This window comes from Pseudomonas sp. SMV7 (genome assembly GCF_052041995.1).
GTDB lineage: Bacteria > Pseudomonadota > Gammaproteobacteria > Pseudomonadales > Pseudomonadaceae > Aquipseudomonas.
Map to the genome: position 1 here is coordinate 274,462 of NZ_JBKGGT010000005.1, position 18,759 is coordinate 293,220.

General features: G+C 53.5%; 12 protein-coding genes. 4 read left to right on the forward strand and 8 right to left on the reverse strand.

Translation table 11 applies throughout. The annotated features are described in order from the left end of the window. Positions 1-56 precede the first annotated feature (56 nt). The 4 genes from rfbC (at position 57) to rfbA (ending at position 3,575) form a co-directional block, all read left to right on the forward strand. Positions 57-599, forward strand: a complete 543-nt coding sequence (gene rfbC / locus ACLEJP_RS09070) for a dTDP-4-dehydrorhamnose 3,5-epimerase (protein ID WP_289134304.1) — start codon at positions 57-59, stop codon at positions 597-599. A gap of 125 nt (positions 600-724) precedes the next feature. Next, entirely contained in the window at positions 725-1,795 is a 1,071-nt protein-coding gene (gene rfbB, locus ACLEJP_RS09075; protein ID WP_440805672.1) for a dTDP-glucose 4,6-dehydratase, read from the forward strand. Next, on the forward strand, positions 1,792-2,688 hold the full coding sequence (gene rfbD, locus ACLEJP_RS09080) for a dTDP-4-dehydrorhamnose reductase (RefSeq protein WP_440805674.1): 897 nt from the start codon (positions 1,792-1,794) through the stop codon (positions 2,686-2,688). The genes rfbB and rfbD overlap by 4 nt, the downstream gene beginning before the upstream one ends. A 5-nt stretch (positions 2,689-2,693) precedes the next feature. After that, on the forward strand, positions 2,694-3,575 hold the full coding sequence (gene rfbA / locus ACLEJP_RS09085; protein ID WP_440805725.1) for a glucose-1-phosphate thymidylyltransferase RfbA: 882 nt from the start codon (positions 2,694-2,696) through the stop codon (positions 3,573-3,575). Positions 3,576-3,780: 205 nt separating this feature from the next. Here rfbA and ACLEJP_RS09090 read toward each other — a convergent pair whose 3' ends face one another. The 8 genes from ACLEJP_RS09090 to ACLEJP_RS09125 form a co-directional block, all read right to left on the reverse strand. Further along, positions 3,781-4,869, reverse strand: coding sequence for a DUF6270 domain-containing protein (locus ACLEJP_RS09090; protein ID WP_440805676.1), 1,089 nt, complete (start codon positions 4,867-4,869; stop codon positions 3,781-3,783). A gap of 552 nt (positions 4,870-5,421) precedes the next feature. Next, positions 5,422-6,627 (reverse strand): acyltransferase family protein, encoded by a 1,206-nt coding sequence (locus ACLEJP_RS09095; protein ID WP_440805679.1) that lies wholly within the window; start codon positions 6,625-6,627, stop codon positions 5,422-5,424. A 58-nt stretch (positions 6,628-6,685) separates the two neighbouring features. Further along, complete coding sequence (locus tag ACLEJP_RS09100; RefSeq protein ID WP_440805681.1) at positions 6,686-7,930, reverse strand: glycosyltransferase family 4 protein; 1,245 nt, start codon at positions 7,928-7,930, stop codon at positions 6,686-6,688. Beyond that, a complete protein-coding gene (locus ACLEJP_RS09105) occupies positions 7,927-9,174 on the reverse strand; it encodes a glycosyltransferase family 4 protein (protein WP_440805683.1) in 1,248 nt (415 codons plus the stop codon). Before ACLEJP_RS09105 ends, ACLEJP_RS09100 begins: the two co-directional genes overlap by 4 nt. Further along, positions 9,171-10,910, reverse strand: a complete 1,740-nt coding sequence (locus ACLEJP_RS09110; protein WP_440805684.1) for a hypothetical protein — start codon at positions 10,908-10,910, stop codon at positions 9,171-9,173. Before ACLEJP_RS09110 ends, ACLEJP_RS09105 begins: the two co-directional genes overlap by 4 nt. A 43-nt stretch (positions 10,911-10,953) precedes the next feature. Next, positions 10,954-11,397 (reverse strand): hypothetical protein, encoded by a 444-nt coding sequence (locus tag ACLEJP_RS09115; protein ID WP_440805686.1) that lies wholly within the window; start codon positions 11,395-11,397, stop codon positions 10,954-10,956. Positions 11,398-11,417: 20 nt separating this feature from the next. Further along, positions 11,418-13,115: a DUF6270 domain-containing protein gene (locus ACLEJP_RS09120; RefSeq protein WP_440805689.1), complete on the reverse strand. Its 1,698-nt coding sequence runs from the start codon at positions 13,113-13,115 to the stop codon at positions 11,418-11,420. 7 nt (positions 13,116-13,122) lie between these two features. After that, on the reverse strand, positions 13,123-18,747 hold the full coding sequence (locus tag ACLEJP_RS09125) for a glycosyltransferase (protein ID WP_440805692.1): 5,625 nt from the start codon (positions 18,745-18,747) through the stop codon (positions 13,123-13,125). Between the last annotated feature and the right edge of the window lie 12 nt (positions 18,748-18,759).

The following is an 18,759-nucleotide window of genomic DNA, read 5'->3' on the forward strand; positions in this document are numbered from 1 at the left end:
GTTGCGCGGCGCCTTCGGGGGGCAGCCGGCATGTAACCAATTTTCAAGGCAGTTAAATGAAAGCAACCCCCCTCGCAATACCCGAAGTCCTGCTACTTGAGCCAAACGTCTTCACCGATGACCGCGGATTCTTCTTCGAGAGCTTCAACCACACAGTCTTCGAGCGCCTGGTACAGCGTCCCGTCAACTTCGTCCAGGATAACCACTCCAGCTCGCGCCGGCATGTACTGCGCGGCTTGCATTACCAGGTGCATCAACCACAGGGCAAACTGGTAAGAGTAGTCGCCGGTGATGTGTTCGATGTCGCGGTAGACTTGCGCCGTTCTTCGCCTACGTTCGGCCACTGGGTCGGGGCCCGTCTTTCAGCGCACAACAAGCAGCAGATGTGGATCCCGGAAGGTTTCGCGCACGGTTTTGTCGTGTTGTCCGACCATGCGGAATTCCTGTACAAGACCACAGATTACTACGCCCCCCAGTTCGAGCGTTGCCTGGCTTGGAATGACCCCACCGTTGGTATTCAGTGGCCTGTCGAGCGGCCATTGCTGTCAGGCAAGGATCAGGTTGGCACAGCGCTGCGGGATCTGGATTGCTTCGATTGAGCAAAGCAGCCTACGCAGGGATGGGGAAGTAGCACGACGATATCATCTTCCTGCTCGGCTGCAGCGCCGAGCGGCTAGAATACAGAAGATGCAACAGCAGACCATGACAGCGGAAGCAGACGAACATGACCATTCTGGTAACCGGCGGCGCAGGCTTTATCGGCGCGAATTTCGTGCTGGACTGGCTGGCCGGCAATGACGAGGCTGTGGTCAACCTCGACAAACTCACCTACGCAGGCAACCTGCAGACCCTTGGCAGCCTGCAAGGCGACCAGCGCCATATCTTCGTGCACGGCGACATCGGCGACTCCGCGCTGGTAGCCCGCCTGTTGCAGGAGCATCAGCCGCGCGCCATCCTCAACTTCGCTGCCGAGTCGCACGTCGACCGCTCGATCCACGGCCCGGAAGACTTCATCGAAACCAACATCGTCGGCACCTTCCGCCTGCTGGAGGCGGTACGCGCCTACTGGGGCGGCCTGGATGACCAGGCACGCCAGGCATTTCGCTTCCTGCATGTGTCAACCGACGAAGTCTACGGTTCGCTGGCTGCCGGCGAGCCCGCGTTCACCGAAACCCATCAGTACCAGCCAAACAGCCCTTACTCGGCCAGCAAGGCTGCCAGCGACCACCTGGTGCGCTCTTACCACCACACCTATGGCCTGCCGGTGCTGACCACCAACTGCTCGAACAACTACGGCCCGTACCACTTCCCGGAAAAGCTCATCCCGTTGATGATCGTCAACGCCCTGGCTGGCAAACCGTTGCCGGTGTACGGTGACGGCCAGCAAGTTCGCGACTGGCTGTATGTCAAGGACCACTGCAGTGCCATCCGCCGCGTACTGGAAGCCGGGAAAACCGGCGAGGTGTACAACGTGGGCGGCTGGAACGAAAAGCCCAACCTGGAGATCGTCAACCGCGTGTGCGCCCTGCTGGACGAACTGCGCCCCCGCGCCGACGGCAAGCCCTACGCCGAACAGATCACCTACGTGGCCGACCGCCCCGGGCACGACCGCCGCTACGCCATCGATGCCCGCAAGCTCGAGCGTGAACTGGGCTGGAAACCCGCCGAAACCTTCGAAAGCGGCATCCGCAAGACCGTGGCCTGGTACCTCGACAACCAGGAGTGGGTGCAGAACGTACAGTCCGGCAGCTACCGAGACTGGGTCGAGAAGAACTACGCAGGGCGCTCGGCATGAAGATCCTGCTACTGGGCAAGGACGGCCAGGTCGGCTGGGAGCTGCAACGCAGCCTGGCCCCGTTGGGCCAGTTGCTGGCGCTGAATTCCCGCAGCCAGTCGCACTGCGGCGACCTGGCCAACCTGGCGGGCCTGGCCGAAACTGTACGCGCCTACGCGCCTGATGTAATCGTCAACGCTGCCGCCTATACCGCTGTGGACAAGGCGGAAAGCGAGCGCGAGCAAGCCTTCAGGGTGAACGCCGAGGCCGTAGGTGTGCTGGCTCGTGCCGCCGCCGACGTCGGCGCGTTGTTGGTGCACTATTCCACCGATTATGTGTTTCCGGGGCAAGGTACCCGGCCGTGGCGTGAAGAGGACGCGGTCGGCCCGCTGAATGTCTACGGCGAAAGCAAGCTGGCCGGCGAGCAGGCCATTCAGGCCGCCGGCTGCCGCTACCTGATTTTCCGCACTTGCTGGGTGTATGCCGCGCGCGGCAACAACTTCGCCAGGACCATGCTGCGCCTGGCTGCGGAGCGCGACAGCCTGGGCGTGATCGACGACCAGCATGGCGCCCCGACCGGCGCCGAGCTGATCGCCGACATTACCGCCCACGCCATCAGCGCCACCCAGGCCAACCCGGCCCTGGCCGGCCTTTACCACCTGGCAGCCGACGGCGAAACCACCTGGTGTGGCTATGCCCGCTACATACTGGAGCATGCTGCTGCCCAGGGTGTCACCCTGAAAGCCCATGCGGAACAGGTCGACCCGTTGACCACCGCTGCTTATCCGACCCCTGCCAAGCGGCCGGCCAATTCCCGTCTGGACACCCATAAACTGCAGAAAGCGTTTGCCCTGACCTTGCCGGACTGGCGCCTGGGTGTGGCTCGCATGCTTACGGAAATACACGAGAAATGAACACTATCAAGCGTAAAGGCATCATTCTGGCGGGCGGGTCAGGTACCCGCTTGCACCCGGCGACGCTGGCAATTTCCAAGCAGCTGCTGCCGGTGTACGACAAACCGATGATTTACTATCCGCTGACCACGCTGATGCTGGCGGGTATCCACGACATTCTGATCATCTCCACCCCGCAGGATACTCCGCGCTTCGAGCAATTGCTGGGCGATGGTCACTGCTGGGGTATCAATATCACCTATGCTGTACAACCGTCTCCCGATGGCCTGGCCCAGGCTTTTTTGATTGGCGAGCACTTCATTGGCAGCGCGCCCACCGCGCTGGTGCTAGGGGACAATATCTATTACGGCCACGACTTCCAGCAATTGCTGTGCAGTGCCATGGGCCGGCAGGGCAGTGCAAGTGTCTTCGCCTACCACGTACAAGATCCCGAACGTTACGGTGTGGTCGAGTTTGACACGCAGGGCAAGGCTATCAGCCTGGAAGAAAAGCCGGCCAAACCCAAGTCCAACTATGCTGTCACCGGTTTGTACTTTTACGACAACGATGTGATCGAGATCGCCAAGGGAATCCGGCCGTCCGCGCGCGGTGAGCTGGAGATCACCGACGTGAACCGCGCCTATCTGCAGCAGAACCGGTTGTCGGTGGAGATCATGGGGCGCGGTTATGCCTGGCTGGATACCGGGACGCATGATTCGTTGCTCGAGGCGAGTGGGTATATCGCGACCATCGAGCGGCGGCAGGGGTTGAAGGTGGCTTGTCCGGAAGAGGTGGCGTACAGGCAGGGGTGGATTGGGGCAGAGCAGTTGCTGAAGCTGGCTGAGCCGCTGGCCAAGAATGGGTATGGGCAGTATTTGAAGAGGTTGGTGCAGGATAAGGTTTATTGAAGCGAAATCGGAGTCCTGCAGCTCTGGCACTGGGGCGCATCCATTGTAGTTGTCGGCTGTGTCAGCGTAGGAGTAAGCAGTGCTGGAACTTGAGCAGGAAAAAAGGAATTCCCTGCTCTTGGTGCCGCCTCTTTGCACCTAGGCACCCTGGTTTCTGGGCTATTCAGAATGGTCTCGCCTCGTTATTTCTACTGCCCAACTTAAACTAATTTTGTATAAGGCTGAAGGAGTTCACGGGGCACTTGCTGGAGATTTTCGCGCCCGAGGAGTCTTGGAAGAAAGCAATTACCGTGTATTCCCCAGGCGTTTCAGGGATGGGGAATTGAGCGTCAGGCGAGGCTTCATACCACCGAACGCCGTGCCGAACACCATCAATTAGAAAATAGAACGCAAATTCCCCACGGTCATAAATTCTTCCATTCTTGACGAGAGAGCAGTGGGCAAAAATTCCATGCCCAGATTCATAAGCGGCAACGGTTATTGTTACTCCGTCAGCAACGAGCAGCGCGTCTGGCTCTGCGGGATATCCAAGTGGCACGCTCTCGGTGTGATCTTCAGCTATTATTGACTGCAATCGTAAAAGGGCTTCTTTGTAATACTGCTTGCAATAGTGAAAGGGAGAAACACCCCAGCGGTGGTGCTCGTCGGCTGTCAAAATTTCCGGTGGGTAGTGCAAGAATTGATTCTTGGACAGCTTTTTTTCCAGTTGCTCGTACATCCAGTCCAATTCTTGGTTGGCTTTTTCAACTGTGTTCAAGGAAACCGGGAATTCAGTGCTGCTGCTTTCTTCAAAATGTGACGCCCAGTACACTTTGTTGATGATTATGCTGCCTAGCTTGTTGTGCTCTTCCAAAAATGCAAAAAACTTTCGCATTCCCTGCATCCACAAATCACGGCGCTCAGGCGAGCCGTACTTGATTATTTGGTAGCCTTTTACGCTGCTGTCTGCAAGTAGGTCACTTTCAGCTAATTCGCTAGAATTTGTAATGATATGGCCGGAGGGTAGTACCACAAGGTCGAAGCGCTCGTCGATCAGATCGATCAATATAAGATCGGCGGTCTTGAAAATTTCTGGTTGAGTCAGAATTTGTTTAGAAAAGTCGTATGAAACCATGCGCCGTCGGAATGTAGATGAAATGCGGTTGAGTGCATCGTCATTTGCGTATGCGGCGCTGCATAGCGAGGCCATTGAAGATCTTGCAAAGTAATCGGTTAACTTAAATGTTCGGCTTTCTTCTAGGTTGAATATGTCTCTGGAGACACAGCTACCGTAGATAATTAAGTTCTTGACCACAATCTTTTTTAGCCTTCTTTATTTTTGGTTCACATAACTCGGCATTGGGGTCCTGTTCCGTCAGGCCTATCACCTTGATCAATTCGCTACGCTTCGGAGTAGTATAGGCAATTGATACTATGAAAAGTTCCGAGTAGCATAGCCCAAGCCTCATTATCCATAGCGGGACCAGGAATGCAATCGAAGGTCCCCGATCAGCTGAACATTTCTCGTTTCGGTCAATAAAAATCTATTGGATCCAAGTTCGGCAATGTGAGGACTTCGGTCGGTGCTTCTGGTATTTTTGCTTGGTTTGCTACCATCGCAATTAGCATGACGAAAGGGCTGCAGGGAATATATGTGAAGTCTGTCACATATTTTTAGACGGTTTGAGTTTCTTAGAATGGTGTCATGCAGCTGAGCTGCTCTTGTCACCTTGTGACATTTCTGCAGCTAGCTATTGGGTGTGGTGTCGCACGATTTGCAAGCCACATTGGAGAAATGCCAAGCGCTCCAGCCACCTTTGGAGGGGTGGCGGTTACAAAATGCTTGTAAAAATTTTTATTCGTTGAGCTAAGCCTGCACTGGGCGCGATTGGCTGGTACCAGAGTTTTGAGACTTGGATCTATCGCCTAAAAGCAACGAAGAAAATTTATTTGCTAAAGAGATGGCGGGCAAGTCAATTTTTAAATGGAAATAGTAGGCAGCGATAAAGGTCAGGGTTAATGTTGTGCTCAATGTCATTACCATGGCGGTAAAGCTCATGCCGAAATGTTTGGTGAAAAATTGAGCCACCGTGACCAAAACAAATGTGTGCAGTAGATAAAGAGAGAAGGAGAGCCTCCCAAGCCATTTCATCGGTGCGGTATCGAGAATAGCGAATGTGCGTTGTGCATTCAGGACGCTTAGTAGAATGATCAAGCCGCCAAATGCGGGCATGATCAACAGCCAAGAAGGCTTATAACCTGTAAAGGTTGTTAGTGAACGGGTCATATGATCGAGTGTTACGTAAGAAGCGCTCGCAGAGTGGAATCCGGCCAAGTACAGTCCGACGAGCAGGCCGATCAAAGAAACTGCGTGTCGTATGGCAGTGGGCTTTTCCTCATTGAACCGAAACGTGATCAGTATCGAGCCTAGGAAAAAAAGCGATGTGTACATGGCTGTTTTATTCGCTGAGGAAGAAAGTGCCAAAAACGCTGCGGTACAGAAAAGTCGGTATATAAAGGCGTTACCGCCAACGAGTGCGTACGCTGCGAAGACTGCGAAGGACCCTATGAGCTCAATCTGAATGGTCCAAAGCACATAGTTATAACGGCTGTCGCCTAAAGCAAGCGCTCCATAAATTGCGTCACGAATAGCACTGCCCCAAGTCGCGTCAAATAGATACGGCGTTGAAAGGACCGGCGTTGGGGTGACATTGGGTGCCTCATAAACCCCAAGTTTCATCAGGGCGCAGCCGATAAGGACAGACGCGGCGACAGGTACACCTAAGCGGATATAGCGCTTAACCGATGCTCTGCGAACGGAGTCAAGCACGTCGGCATGCCGTGAAATGCTATAGGTCAGCACTAGTCCGCTTAAAATAAAAAACATCGATACGGAAAAACCACCACGGTAAAAAAAGGAAAACGGGCTATCAAACCATTCAATTCCATCTAGCGGACGGCCTTTAGTGCGTACACCCAGGTGCATGGCTGGGTAGAACCAGAACAATGCATGGGAGAAAATCACAATCACGGCCGCGATGCCGCGGATTCCATCCAGCTTGGACAGACTCATTTTATGAAGTCCGTTAGTCATGTTCTTATATCAATCCTGTTGTTGTGCTCGGCAGCGTTCAATCCGGACGCCCTTGGGTTGAACTACAAGGTGGGGACGAGGAACCAGCAATGTACCTTGGTGAAATTTTTAGTACATCCTGCGCCATTTTTTCCTTGATTGAACGGCGAGAGAATTGTTGTACAAACTCTGTGCGGGAAGTTCTTTTTATTTCTAATTGATGCAGAGCACGGATGGCCGCCTCGATATCGCAGGGAGCGAACAGTGCTACATTCTTGATTCTTTTTTGCGCGAAGCGGTAAGCATAACCTGACAGTCCGCCCCAAATGGGCTTGTCAGTGGCAGCGTACTCGAATAGTTTAGAAGGTAATACCCGGCGAAAGGCCTTTAGGTTGTTAAGGTGTAGAAATAGAACATCCGCTTCATTATAAATACGCAGTAATTGATCGCGCTTCATCGGGAGAGATATTCGTACGTTTTCTACGTTTTCATGTTCAAGCGCTTTTCTCAGGGTTTCCAGAGCACTGCCGGCGCCTATCAGGTGAAAGTCTACCTTGTCAGTCAAACGTTTAGCCAGTGCAGGTATAATCTGATGCAGCCCTTGCCCGGTGCCAATATTTCCGGCGTAAATTACCTGCAGTCGTTGAGGGCGCTGTTGGGGTACGGGTAACTGGGCTGTCTGCGCGTGATCAATAAACAGGTCATCTACGCCATTGGTATATAGCGTGAACGCTCGTCCAGGATAGCGAGTCGTGAAGTATGGCAAGAAGCCTGGAGAGATTAGGTTCACCCTAGTGGCTTGCTTGATTGTCCATCGCTCGATTGGAGAAAAAATGGATGCTGCTAACGGTCCCCAGCGTGATGGCAACAACTCTCGCAAAGTATCGACAAAAATATCTCGGATGTCGAGATAGAGACCGCAGCCGTTGCGCTTTGCGATCACGGCACCCAGTGAAGCTGTCATTAGTCTTGACGATGTCGCAAAAACTAGATCGTACTTCTTATTCCGAGTAATCTTGAAGGCGTTAATGGCGAAACTGAAAAATGCCTGTGCTTGATCCCTTATGCCACTGCGATGTGCAGGTACGTTAATCCGTCTGATGGTCAGCTGCGGTAAACGCTCGATGCTCACAGCGCTTGTAACGAATGAGTGGTAGCGGTTTGGTTGAGTGGTAACAATCTCGATTTCTACTTGCTCACCTAGTTCGGCACGAAGTGCGCTGACAAGCGCTTCCGCACGGAATGAGCCTGCAGAAAGGTCCGGAGGATAGTAAAAACTGAGCAACAGGATCCGTGTGGTCATGATCGTGCCTGCCATGACTGCGGTACTGGCGAAAGAACATGTTGATATAAATCCACCAGCCGCGACTCCTGCTCCTCCCAATTTAATGTGCCAGCAGTGGAACGGGCATTTCGTGCATAGTTCTCTCGCAAGCTCGTGTCCGAGACCAATACGTTGAGTGCATGCGCGAGGCCTGTTGGATCATCCGCAGGAACGAGAATACCTATGTCATGTCTGCGCACGATCCGACGAATTTCCGGAAAATCCGTTGCTACGACAGGTAGACCGGCAATCACATACTCGAACAACTTGTTCGAATCAGTGGTGTAGTGGTTGAGACAGGTATTTTCGATAGGCTGTACACCGATATCTGCGGAGGCAGTATAGCTTGGGAGCTCCGCCAGCGGAACCGTGGGTATGATGTACACCCGGTCTTGCAAATCTAGTTCCTCAATGAGCTGACTTAAAAGGTGCGCCAGACGACCTCCGCCGACGAGTACAAAGTAGGCGTCCGCCACTTTGGCTGCAGTGCGAATAAGCTTCTCGAGCCCGCGACCTTGTTGCAGACCTCCCTGATAGATAATGATTGGCCATTGTTCAGCCAGCCCTAGTTCTGCACGAATCCGGTTTGTCGGGGAACAGTGTGTTAAGCGTGGACGGTTCTGCAGTACTATTGGACGTTGAATATGATAAGCTCGGGCAAAATACTTGGCGCGGGCATCCGTCGTGGTGATAGTACCATCAGCCAAGGGCATAAGTCGTTTCTCTACCAGCCCCACCAATCTGCGGAAGCTATCATAGCCTTCTCGGCTGGTGCTTATCTCGTGTGCGTCATAAACCAAGCGGGCACCGCTGATACGAGATGCCAACCAGGCAGTTGGTAGTGTATTTACATCGTGTGAGTGCACGACATCTGCCCTGTAGCGGATCATTTGCAGAAGCAGGGCCATATGAGTCCAGGCACGGGCGATAAGACGTAATACCTGATGCTTTATCCCGAATTTTCCGACCGGGCCCATACTTTTAATCGCCTGAACAGGCGAAGTCGAGCCAATCTTGCGTTTGCGCAGGCGCCATAGGGGGCTGCGTGCAACGCGGAAAACTTCAATTCCTTCGTTCAAGCGTTCTTGCTGTTGTGTGACGCCAGGGGTATGCAGTGCGAAAACACGTACTTGATATCCCGCTTGCTGTAATGTCTGGGCTTCCTTGAGCACTCGAGCATCATTAAGAAACTCGTTCCAGACGATCATTGCAATTTTTTTCATTGAGCAGACTCCTGCCTGAGTTCTGGTTTTTTTTCTGGCCCAATTACGGCAAGAATGTCATCCAGCAACCTGAATGCAGCTGGATAGTCCTTTCTCAGCAGGAATCTTTCAAAGCTGTACATGTATGCTGACAATACAATGTCTTCGGTAGCCGTATGTGCCAAGGCCGGGCGATGACAGCGTGCAATTTTGATGGCCTCGTAAAGACGCTCTTTCTCGATGACGGGCCAGTTGCTTCCTGCGCCTTCAATTCGCCAGCTGCTCCAGTGACTGAGTTGGTACTGTTGCGAAGCGGAAATAAGCAATGCCTCCGAAGTGATGTCCAGCGACACGATCTGTCGAGGTAGGCTGCTGAGCCGTTCGATAATGCAATCAAAGGATCCAAGAAGACGTTCTACCTTTTCAGCGTCAGCTGACGTCGAACATACGAAGCGCAGCGGTTCGATCATGGCTTTATCAAGCCGTTGTTCCAGATAGGGACGGGTTCGGCTGAAGCGCAATATCAATTCGCGGGCTGGTTCACAGCAGAGTAGTTGCTGGCTGATTGCGACAACGCCATCGCCAATCTGGCGACGGATTAGCTTTTTGTGGCCATCCAGACGGAAGAGATGACAGTCGATTCCCTGTAGTAGGTAGTGCCCTAGCCATTCGAGTGAAGGCAAGTGTGGCTGATACTCAAAGAGTAAGCGCTCCTGCTCGGCCAAACTGGTGATATTACTGCCGAACAGCTTGGCCATAAATTCTTGGGGGGCGTTGTTGTCCAAGACAGTGATGCGAAATGCATAGACGTCAACTGCATCCATCTGGTGCCAAGAGATCTCGATGCCATTGCGGATGTCGATACCCGCCAGGCCCATGAGCCTTTCTATCCAAGCTTCTCGGCTGGACGGGCTAAGCATGTGCTCAAGCTGATGGTTGTTCGGCCGTTGCTCGAGTAAAGGCTGGGATTGAAAGAACATTGCGTTAATCTGGCGATGTTGCATACGCAGGCTGACTAGGTCCTGGACCATGCTGGTCAAGCGCTGCAAGGCTTGGCGCATGACGAGTACCGCAATGACCGCATGAAAGATTCGTTGGTGGGGGAAGTACAGAAAGTCGGCGACCAGACAGAAGAAGCTCAGCAGGAAGCCAGTAGCCGATAGCGCATTGAGAATATTGCCGTGGTTTTGCTGGAATTGTAATTGAATGGCAGTGTAAAAATTGTAGGTCATTACACATAGAGATGTCGCTAGGATGGTATATCCAAGCACAATCACTAATAGTTTTGGGTAGATGACCAGGAGAACAATGGCGCTGATAACAAAGAATAGGGCAGATGCCATGGCGCGCGTAAATTTTGAGTACGCATAGGCCGCGATTTTTTCCTGATTCTCAAACATGTTCAGCTTGGCGCTGCGTAGAAGCAATGTTCGTGCGCCTTGACGACAGCAGTAGGCAATCAGTAATTCGCATAGTACGTAAAGCACATAGCACAGTGCTGCAGCCATACTAAGTGACACAATCAGGTGATTTTTCTTCAGTGCTTGAAAGGCGCTGGGAAAATAATTCGGGATTTTTTCGGAGCCTAATAGGATAATAACCTTAAGCGGCAGGAAAAAGGCGAGCAATAAAAAAATCTGGCTTGCCAGGGTTGTAACCTGCACTGTGATCGTTGTGAAGGGCACAACCCGGAGCAGTTTGATGCCTATCGACAGGCACCAGCCTAGCGTCGATCTAATATGGTGCTGAAGTTTCATCGGCGGATGATTCTTTCAATGGGTTTAATCGACGCTGGTTGGGTCATTTCTCTTGCCAGTACAAAGTCGCGATAGTTGCTGTATTTTTATCTTGGTTTACAGTGGTGTAGATGCCACCGATCACCGGTAGGTCTTTTTTGTAGTATTGCACTTTAAATTGGCTGCTGTCGTTGCTGATTACCTTGCGAGTGAAGCCTGCATTTTGCAGCTGCATGTACACGTCGTTTTCGGCCAGCTTGTCGGCGGTGGAGTAGCTGTACTCATGCATGCTCAACTTTCCTGCGCTATTGGGCTTAGCGTAAGATTTCCTGTGCTCTGCAGTCAGCTGCAGGATCGAGCCATCAGCAAGATTCAGTTCGGCTTTAGCCTGTGGTTGTACTGTGTTCGCTGCCTGACTGTCAGTTTTGTCAGAGTCAGCGGCTTGCTGATCACAGCCGGAGATGGCGATAGCAAGCAGGGAGAGCAAAGCAGCCGTTTTGATTTTCATGTTTCGATAAGTCCTTTGGATCAACTCATGATTCGCGCAAGCAGTTGCTTGGCAACCGTTTTGTAGTAAGTGCTGTCATAGTGGTAGGGGCAGAAAGCCCATTTGTGGTCGCCGCCTGCGACCAGCCCGGCCTCTAAACCACCAATCTGCTCAACAGCAGTTGCCGAATCTTCAAGTGTTGCGAGCATAGGGTCAATGACAGAGTTGTTCAACTCAATCAGCTTTTCAAACTCACCCCCCTTGAAGCTTTCAAGGCTGGAGTCTTTCTTGTATTGGTACGCCCATACAGCTCTGTGAACGAAGATATTTGGGCAAATATTAGCGACTCGCTCAAGGAAAGCAGGCAATGCCCACTCTCGAAGTTTTTTTATTTCGGGGCTCCACGGGCGCTTGATTTCATGAGGAATGCTTTTGCGTTCCAACGCTTTGAGCAGTGGTCCGCTTGCGGACATCAGAGAACTCTGGTGTTGGACAATCCCGATGCGCTCATCAATAAAATCAATGATCACTATGTCAGGACGGGACTGCTCGAGAAGCTGCCAATGCAGTTTATGTTGATCCCAATGAGAGCGTTTGCCCTCAAATGAGCTTGCGTCGATACCCAACTGTGGATCGAAGCAAGGCGGGGCCATCCAGGAAACGACCGACGAACGCGCCATATAGAAACAGATTTCGAACGCTTCAAGCGTGCTTTTCTGGAACTCGAATAAATCCCTAGTAACACAGGATCCAAGGATTGCAACGCGGATTTTCTCTTTGCGTGGCCCCGCTGGGTTTGGGCGAACAGCCGTGCGTTCGAGTCTAGCCTTTCGCGCAATGAGGGCATCAAGGTGTTCACTGGGCTGGTCATTGCCCTTGTTAAGCTCGATCTTAATTTGGTTGCGCACATTCCCGAGTTTCTCAAGATATTTGTGCGGCATGCCGATCGGCGATTGCTTGAGAAGCGTGGACAGAAAATCCAGGCGCTGTTGGCTCAAGCCGAACGGACGCAGTTGCGACTCTTTCAGGCCAAACGTTTTATTTGTGTCACCCAGAATTCGTGCGCGTGCGCCGAAGAAATAGGAGTCACTCAGAGGGTGCTTGGTATACGTATATAAGGGGTGCTTTGATTTCAGCAGGATATGTTTGGCATTAATTTCCTGCTTTCTCAGCGTCTCCACCACCATGTGGTGAGCATATTGAGTAATGCTAAGGCTCTTGGGGCCAGTGGTTTTGTCGACCAGCGTCAATGCCAAGGCCAGCGTGTCATAAGTGACAGCGCGGTAACAATCGTCCGATGGCAGGAACTCCAAGCCATTGTGCAGCGAAATCAGTAACACTTCCTCAGCATATTTATCCGAGCGCGCGTGTTCTTGAATGGTAGCGATTACGTCTTCATGAATACAGTCGTCATCATCGATTCTCGAAGTGAGTACGATATCCTCGCGCGTTTGAGCCAGCAGTTTGGTGACTTCTTTGCTGGTCAGTGAATAGTCGCTAACCTGCAGTGTCTTGGCGTTCAGGCCGGATGCAGTAATTGCGGCCTCCAAGCGCGCCTGATGCAAGACAGGAAGAGCTTCGTCAATGAAGATCGTCCATTCAAAGTCTCGGTTGCGCTGGTTTGCGAGAGATGGAAAAACCGTATTGGTGAAAATTTCCAGCCGATAGGACAACCACAGCTCATCCTTGATGCCGATGCCAAAGTTGGTGAAAACATAATGTTTCAAAGACTTGCTCATAACGACTTCAAACGTCTCGGAATGTATTCAGTTCAAGGGTGGCCATTTTCTTCCAGTCACTTTGGCGTCGCACGCGTTCTGCGGCTTGTCGGGACAGCGTGGAAAATAGCGCTTGATCCATATAGATGCGTTCAAGGGCCTCGGCTAGTTGTATGGCGTTTTCCGGTTCGACGACAAAGCCACTTTTCTCGTCGACGAATTCCGGGATCGCCGCGACCGCAGTCGTCACAGGAACAAGCCCCGACGCCATGGCTTCGTCTCGCGATACACCTTGGGTATCCATACGGCTCGGACACAGGAACACACCGTGTTCTTTGTGCAGCGCGGCAATTTCCCCATGGTTCAGGAAGCGGCGTTCAATGTGTACGTTCGAATAACCCCGCAATGGTGCGAGTGTTTCTTCAAACAATGGTCCGTCTCCTACGAGCCGGAATGTCATATCGTCGAACCACGGCTTTTCAGCCAAAAGCTCAATGGCTCTGACGGTCAGATCATTTGCATAGGTTCGCGAGGTATAGGGGCGGATGGACAGCACCTTCTTACGCTGTTCTGCCGGTTTTTGAACGTAGCTGAAATTATCGGTATTGATAGGATTATGAATAATCTCGTACTGTCCTTCCGGCAGGCGGAATCCAAGGTCTTCCATGACTTCTTCTGCAAAATAGCGGGAAACGAACACCAGCTTCAGGTTCCTGTGCATCGGCTGCAGTATGCTGCGCCAGAAACTCATGCGTTTATCGCTGACAAGTTTTCCAGACTGCAATTGTTCGTCGGTGCTGTAATTGTACTCTCGGCGCCACCAGGGCTGGATCTCAGCCCCATGAACCCACACAGTGATCTGGGTTGTATTCAAATGCGTGCGTAACACATTCCACATCGTCTCATCCAGGAAGTGGACGAGAATCGATTTATAGTGGTTCTTCTCGAGCATTTTGGATAAGGTCGAGCGGCAACCGGTAACCACATCGATGTTCTGGAACTCGTGGTAGCTGACGGTTTCATTAACGCGCAGGCGGAAGACATCGACTTCGATGCCTTGCTGCTGATAAGCCGATACGCGGCTATGTACAAATTTGTTGCGATAAAGATCTGCGTAGGCCGGATAGTGATTGGTCAGCAGCAAATGTTCGCCGCGACCCATCATTTCAGAGGGTTGCAAGTCGCGATGGCCTAGCACCAGAGCCTTTAATTCGGTAGTGCCCGCAGCATAGGCGCGTAAGCCGAAGCGTATATAGACAGTTTCTGGCGGTACATCAGCCGTCTGATTACGGTTGGCATGCTGCATGACGTGGCTGATCCGCTGTTTGTCAGCGTCGAGGAACAGCACTACCAATTGCACGTTGAGGCCGGGTGTACAGTCCAGGAACAGTTTGAGTTTACCGTCTACGCAACCGAGCGTTTCCAGGCTCGACTCCTGCTTCGCGTAGATGTACTCATGCTTGCCGTCTTCCAACTTGGAATACACTCGCCAGCTATCACCGTCAATGGTGAGATCGAGGTACTTGTTGCGGGCGACGCCAAACATTTCGGCCAGGTCTCGACCGCTGATTTCAGGCGCATCGCGGCTAACTTCCAGCGGCGCAATGGACTGCGCACGCGCCTGCAGCTGGTCGATGGTCATACCAAGGTTCAGTTCCAGATCGTTGACCTGGGTGTTGATGCCTTCATGGTGCGCGGCACCGTTTTCGCAATAGTTGAACGGGTCGATGGCCAAGCCCTGGGCATGGGTATACTGCAACGACGGTAGGTTCTTCAACCAATTGAGCAGCGGCTGGTCAGCAACGATTGCGGTAGCCACCAACGAACGACGGGCGCTCAGGGTCTGGGTCGGGCGGTAGGCATGTTCGTTCGACAGCAGTTCCGCATCTGCGCCCTTGCAGGTGAAGTGGGCTGCTTTACCCACTACCTGAGCACGGCTATAGCGGGTTGCCAGTGCCAGGTCGAGCAGGTAGTTCGGGCCATAGTAGTCGCCAGGCACAAAGGCGGCGACCCAAGGTGTGTTGCCCACCAGCTCGCCCAGTGAGGTCTTCTTCAGCTGCGTTGGCTTGAGCACCAGGATGCGTGGGTCATCGCTGACGATGCTGCCCTGGTAGGCATCGCTGATGATGACCATGCGCACTTGGCTGTAGGTCTGGCGGTTCAGGTGGGCACGCAACTGGTCGAACTGCTCACGGTCCTGGGCTTCGCCAACTACCACGATTTCTGGAAGCCGCTGGGCCTTTGCGGTACCAGTGACCTTGCTCATCACGTATTCCAAACGCTGGGTGTAGGTGTGTTCCTGCATCACCTTGCGCAGGGCCGCCAGCCTTAGCTTGTCAGTGTTCAGCGGGTCTTCCGCCAGCAATTGCAGACGACGCAGCATTTCTTCGCCGTTGTCGGTGGTAACGACCAAGTCGCCGAACAGCAGGCGGACACCGCGTGAGAAGTTGCTCACGGTCAGCGTGTTGCAACCGAGCAATTCGAAGACGCGACGGGCAAACATCGATTGCGATTGCTTGATCGAGTTCAGGTTGATCGCGTAGCGGTAGCCTTTATAAGCCGTGTCGATCTTCTCGAAGGGTAGAGTGCCGACGATGTAAGGCTGGTACTCCTCGGGGAACTGATAATTCGCATCGTTCTTGCCAAAGTTTCGGTCGAATATCTCCAGCGGACGGAACTTGGGCAGTTCACAGACGAAATTGCCCAGGTCACGGGTACGCTCGGGATAGCGGGCGTAGTAAGCGCCGGCAAAGCAGAAGGCGTCTTTGCGCTCATACAGCTCGATCGGGTTATGCAGGGCCGGCTGGCAGGCGAACGGCAGCAGGTAAACACGGTCGTGACCAAGTGCACCTTTATACCGGTGGATACAATCGATATCCGTGGTGAACACGTGATCGAACTGTTTGGCAGTGGTCAGGAAGGTTTCGAAGTGAACCGGGTCTTCCTTGTTCCAGAACACGGTCGGTACCTTGTTCTGACGGCACCACGCCAGGATGTCCTGCAGCTCCTGCCCGTTGTGGCCGACTTTGCTGCCCCACAGGTCATCCTTGCCGCGCCAGGCGGATTCGATGAACAACAGTTCCGGGCCGAAGCCCTCTATTTCGGCCTTCCAGTTGGCTGGCGTAAGTGGCATCAGGTCGCATTCGTAACGATAGGAACCGAAGGTGAACTCATCCATCACGCATGCCACCTTCAAGCGGCTGACAGGCTGATCCGCCTGGCGCAGCAGGGTGGTGCGGGTGAGCTCACTGGTCGGCAGCGCAGCGGGCAGCTTCAGGTAGTTCTCATCCTGCACTGGCGCCGGCGGCAGCGGTGCCTTGCGCGGTTCGTTGGCCAGCAGCTTCTGCTCGTTCTGCTTGCGTTGTTGGCTGGCTTTGCGGTAAAGGCGCAGCAGACGCACTGGTAGCTTGACCAGGCCACCTAGCGAAGTGGCGCTATTCTTGATCTGGTACCCAAGCTGATAGGTCATGCTTGCTCGGGTTTTAACCAGGCGTTGCTCTGCCAGGTGGCGCTGGGTGTTGGCGCGCTCGAGATGCTCATTGAGCTCATTGATCTTGCGCTGTTGAGCGGCACTGCGTTCAAGCAATTGATTGAGGCTTGCTTTCAATTGCGGGATTTGTTCGCCTGTCAGTGCGCGGTACTTCATGTTTGCCGCACCAAGGCCTGCCCGCGACGAGTTGAGCTCGGCTTCAAGTTGCTGGCGCAGCCCTTGCCATTCTTTATTGGTGGCGGCCAGACTGGCTTCGGCTGCCTGACGGCTGGCGCTTTCCAGCATCAGCTGTTCTTCGAGTAGCTCTTTGGCCTGGGTGAGCGACGCAATATTTTGCCCCAAGGCTGCTCGCGCTTCTTCAGATTCAACGTTGGCAATTGTCAATTGTTGCAATTGCTCTTCCAGATGCGCGCGTTGTTCGACCAAGGCATTAATGGAGTTTGCCTGGGCCGCATGCTCACGCTGGCTTTGCGCCTGAACTTCATTCATCTGTTGCAACTGAAGTTGCAGTTCAGCCTGTTGGCCTTGCAATGCAGCGACCATATCGGCTTGGGCTGCGTTGGCCTGCTGACTTTGAAGCTGCAGTTCGTCCATGGCTTGCCGCTGCTTGGTCAGCTCCGCTTCCAATTCAGCTTGACGCGCTTTTAGCAGGGCAATGGTCTCTGCCTGAGCAGCGTCGGCCCGTTGGGTTTGGGCCTGCAATTCGTTCATATACTCCAACTCGCTTTCAAGTTCGGCTTCCAGTTCCGCTTGGCGCATGCGCAGCGTGGTGATCGTGTTGTCTTTCTCAGCAATGTCCTGATTGCTTTGGGATTGCAGGTGGTTCGCAGCATCAATCTGGGCCTGCAGGGCTGCCTGCTGGGCACGCAACGCGGTGATCGCCTCAATGTGCTCTGCATTTTTCTGTTGTGCATCGTGCAGCAGTTCAGCAGCCTGTTGCTGCTGGCTTTCGTATTCGGCTGTCAATGCAGCCTGATAAGCACGCAGGTCAGTGATGGTGGCGATATGGCTATCGATTATTTCCCGTTGTTCCGCGGAGCCCTGCAGCCCGTCAGCCGCCTCAGCCAATTGCTCCAGCGTTTTGGCGTGCCGGGCCTGCAACTCATCGAATTGCTGCCGCGCCTCGGCCAGGCTTTGTACACGAGCTTCTTCGACCGTCTTCAGTTGCTGTTCCAGCAGGCCATACTGCTCTGTCGCCACACGGTATTTCTTGTTGGCTTCCACCAGCCGCTGCGTGGTGTCCTCCAGCTCCTGGGCAAGTTGTGCCTTGGCTTCAAGGATTTCGCGGTTGGATTTTTGCAGCGCTGCGATTTCCGCTTCGCGCGTTTGCAGCTGTTTCGACAGCGCTTCAGCTTTTTGCGCTTCCGGCTTGAGCAGGGTTATTTGCTCAGTTGCAAGGCGATACTTCTTGTTTGCCTCTTCCAGGCGCTTGCCCATGGCGGCAAGATTTTCGCGCAAGGTGCGCTCGATCGATTCAAACGCCTTTTCCAGTTCACGGACGCGATCCACCGTCATCGAGTCAATGACGCCGGGCTTGTGCGTTTCGCTCTTCACCGCAACGATACCTAGCCATTTGCCAAGCATCTTCACTTCGATGATCTGCAGGTGCTCGGCCAGCAGCCGGAACGGTTCCATCAGGTAGAACGTGTGTTTGTGGTCAATGAAGTCATTGACCCCGAACGGCACGGTGACCACCAATCGACCACCCTGCTTGAGCAGGTCGTAGGCTTTTTCGACGAACAGCTCCGGGCGTACCAGGTGTTCGAGCACTTCACTGATGACAACGGTGTCCGGTTCAACCTCGAGCGTGTCCAGCGCGAGGAAGTCTGAATTGATGTAGGTGACGTTCTGCTGGATGTGGGCCGGTTCGGCGGACAAGTAGCCCTTGGCTTCTTCAATAGCCTGAGGGCTGGTGTCGACACCGATGACCTGACAGCCTTCCCGTGCCAGCAGCAGGGGCACGATGCCCTGCGAGCAACCGACATCCAGGATCCGGCGCCCTTTGACCTGGGCGCAGATCCAGTGGATGCGGGACTGCGTTTCGCGCATGAACTGATCCCCCAGCTTGCCGTAGTAGGCTTCCATCACGCGGTCATGAATATCGGCCAAAGGTGAAGGCAGCTCAGTGTTCACGGTAGGGGTCTCAAGCGTGGGGTTGTTCATGCGGTCTGGTCC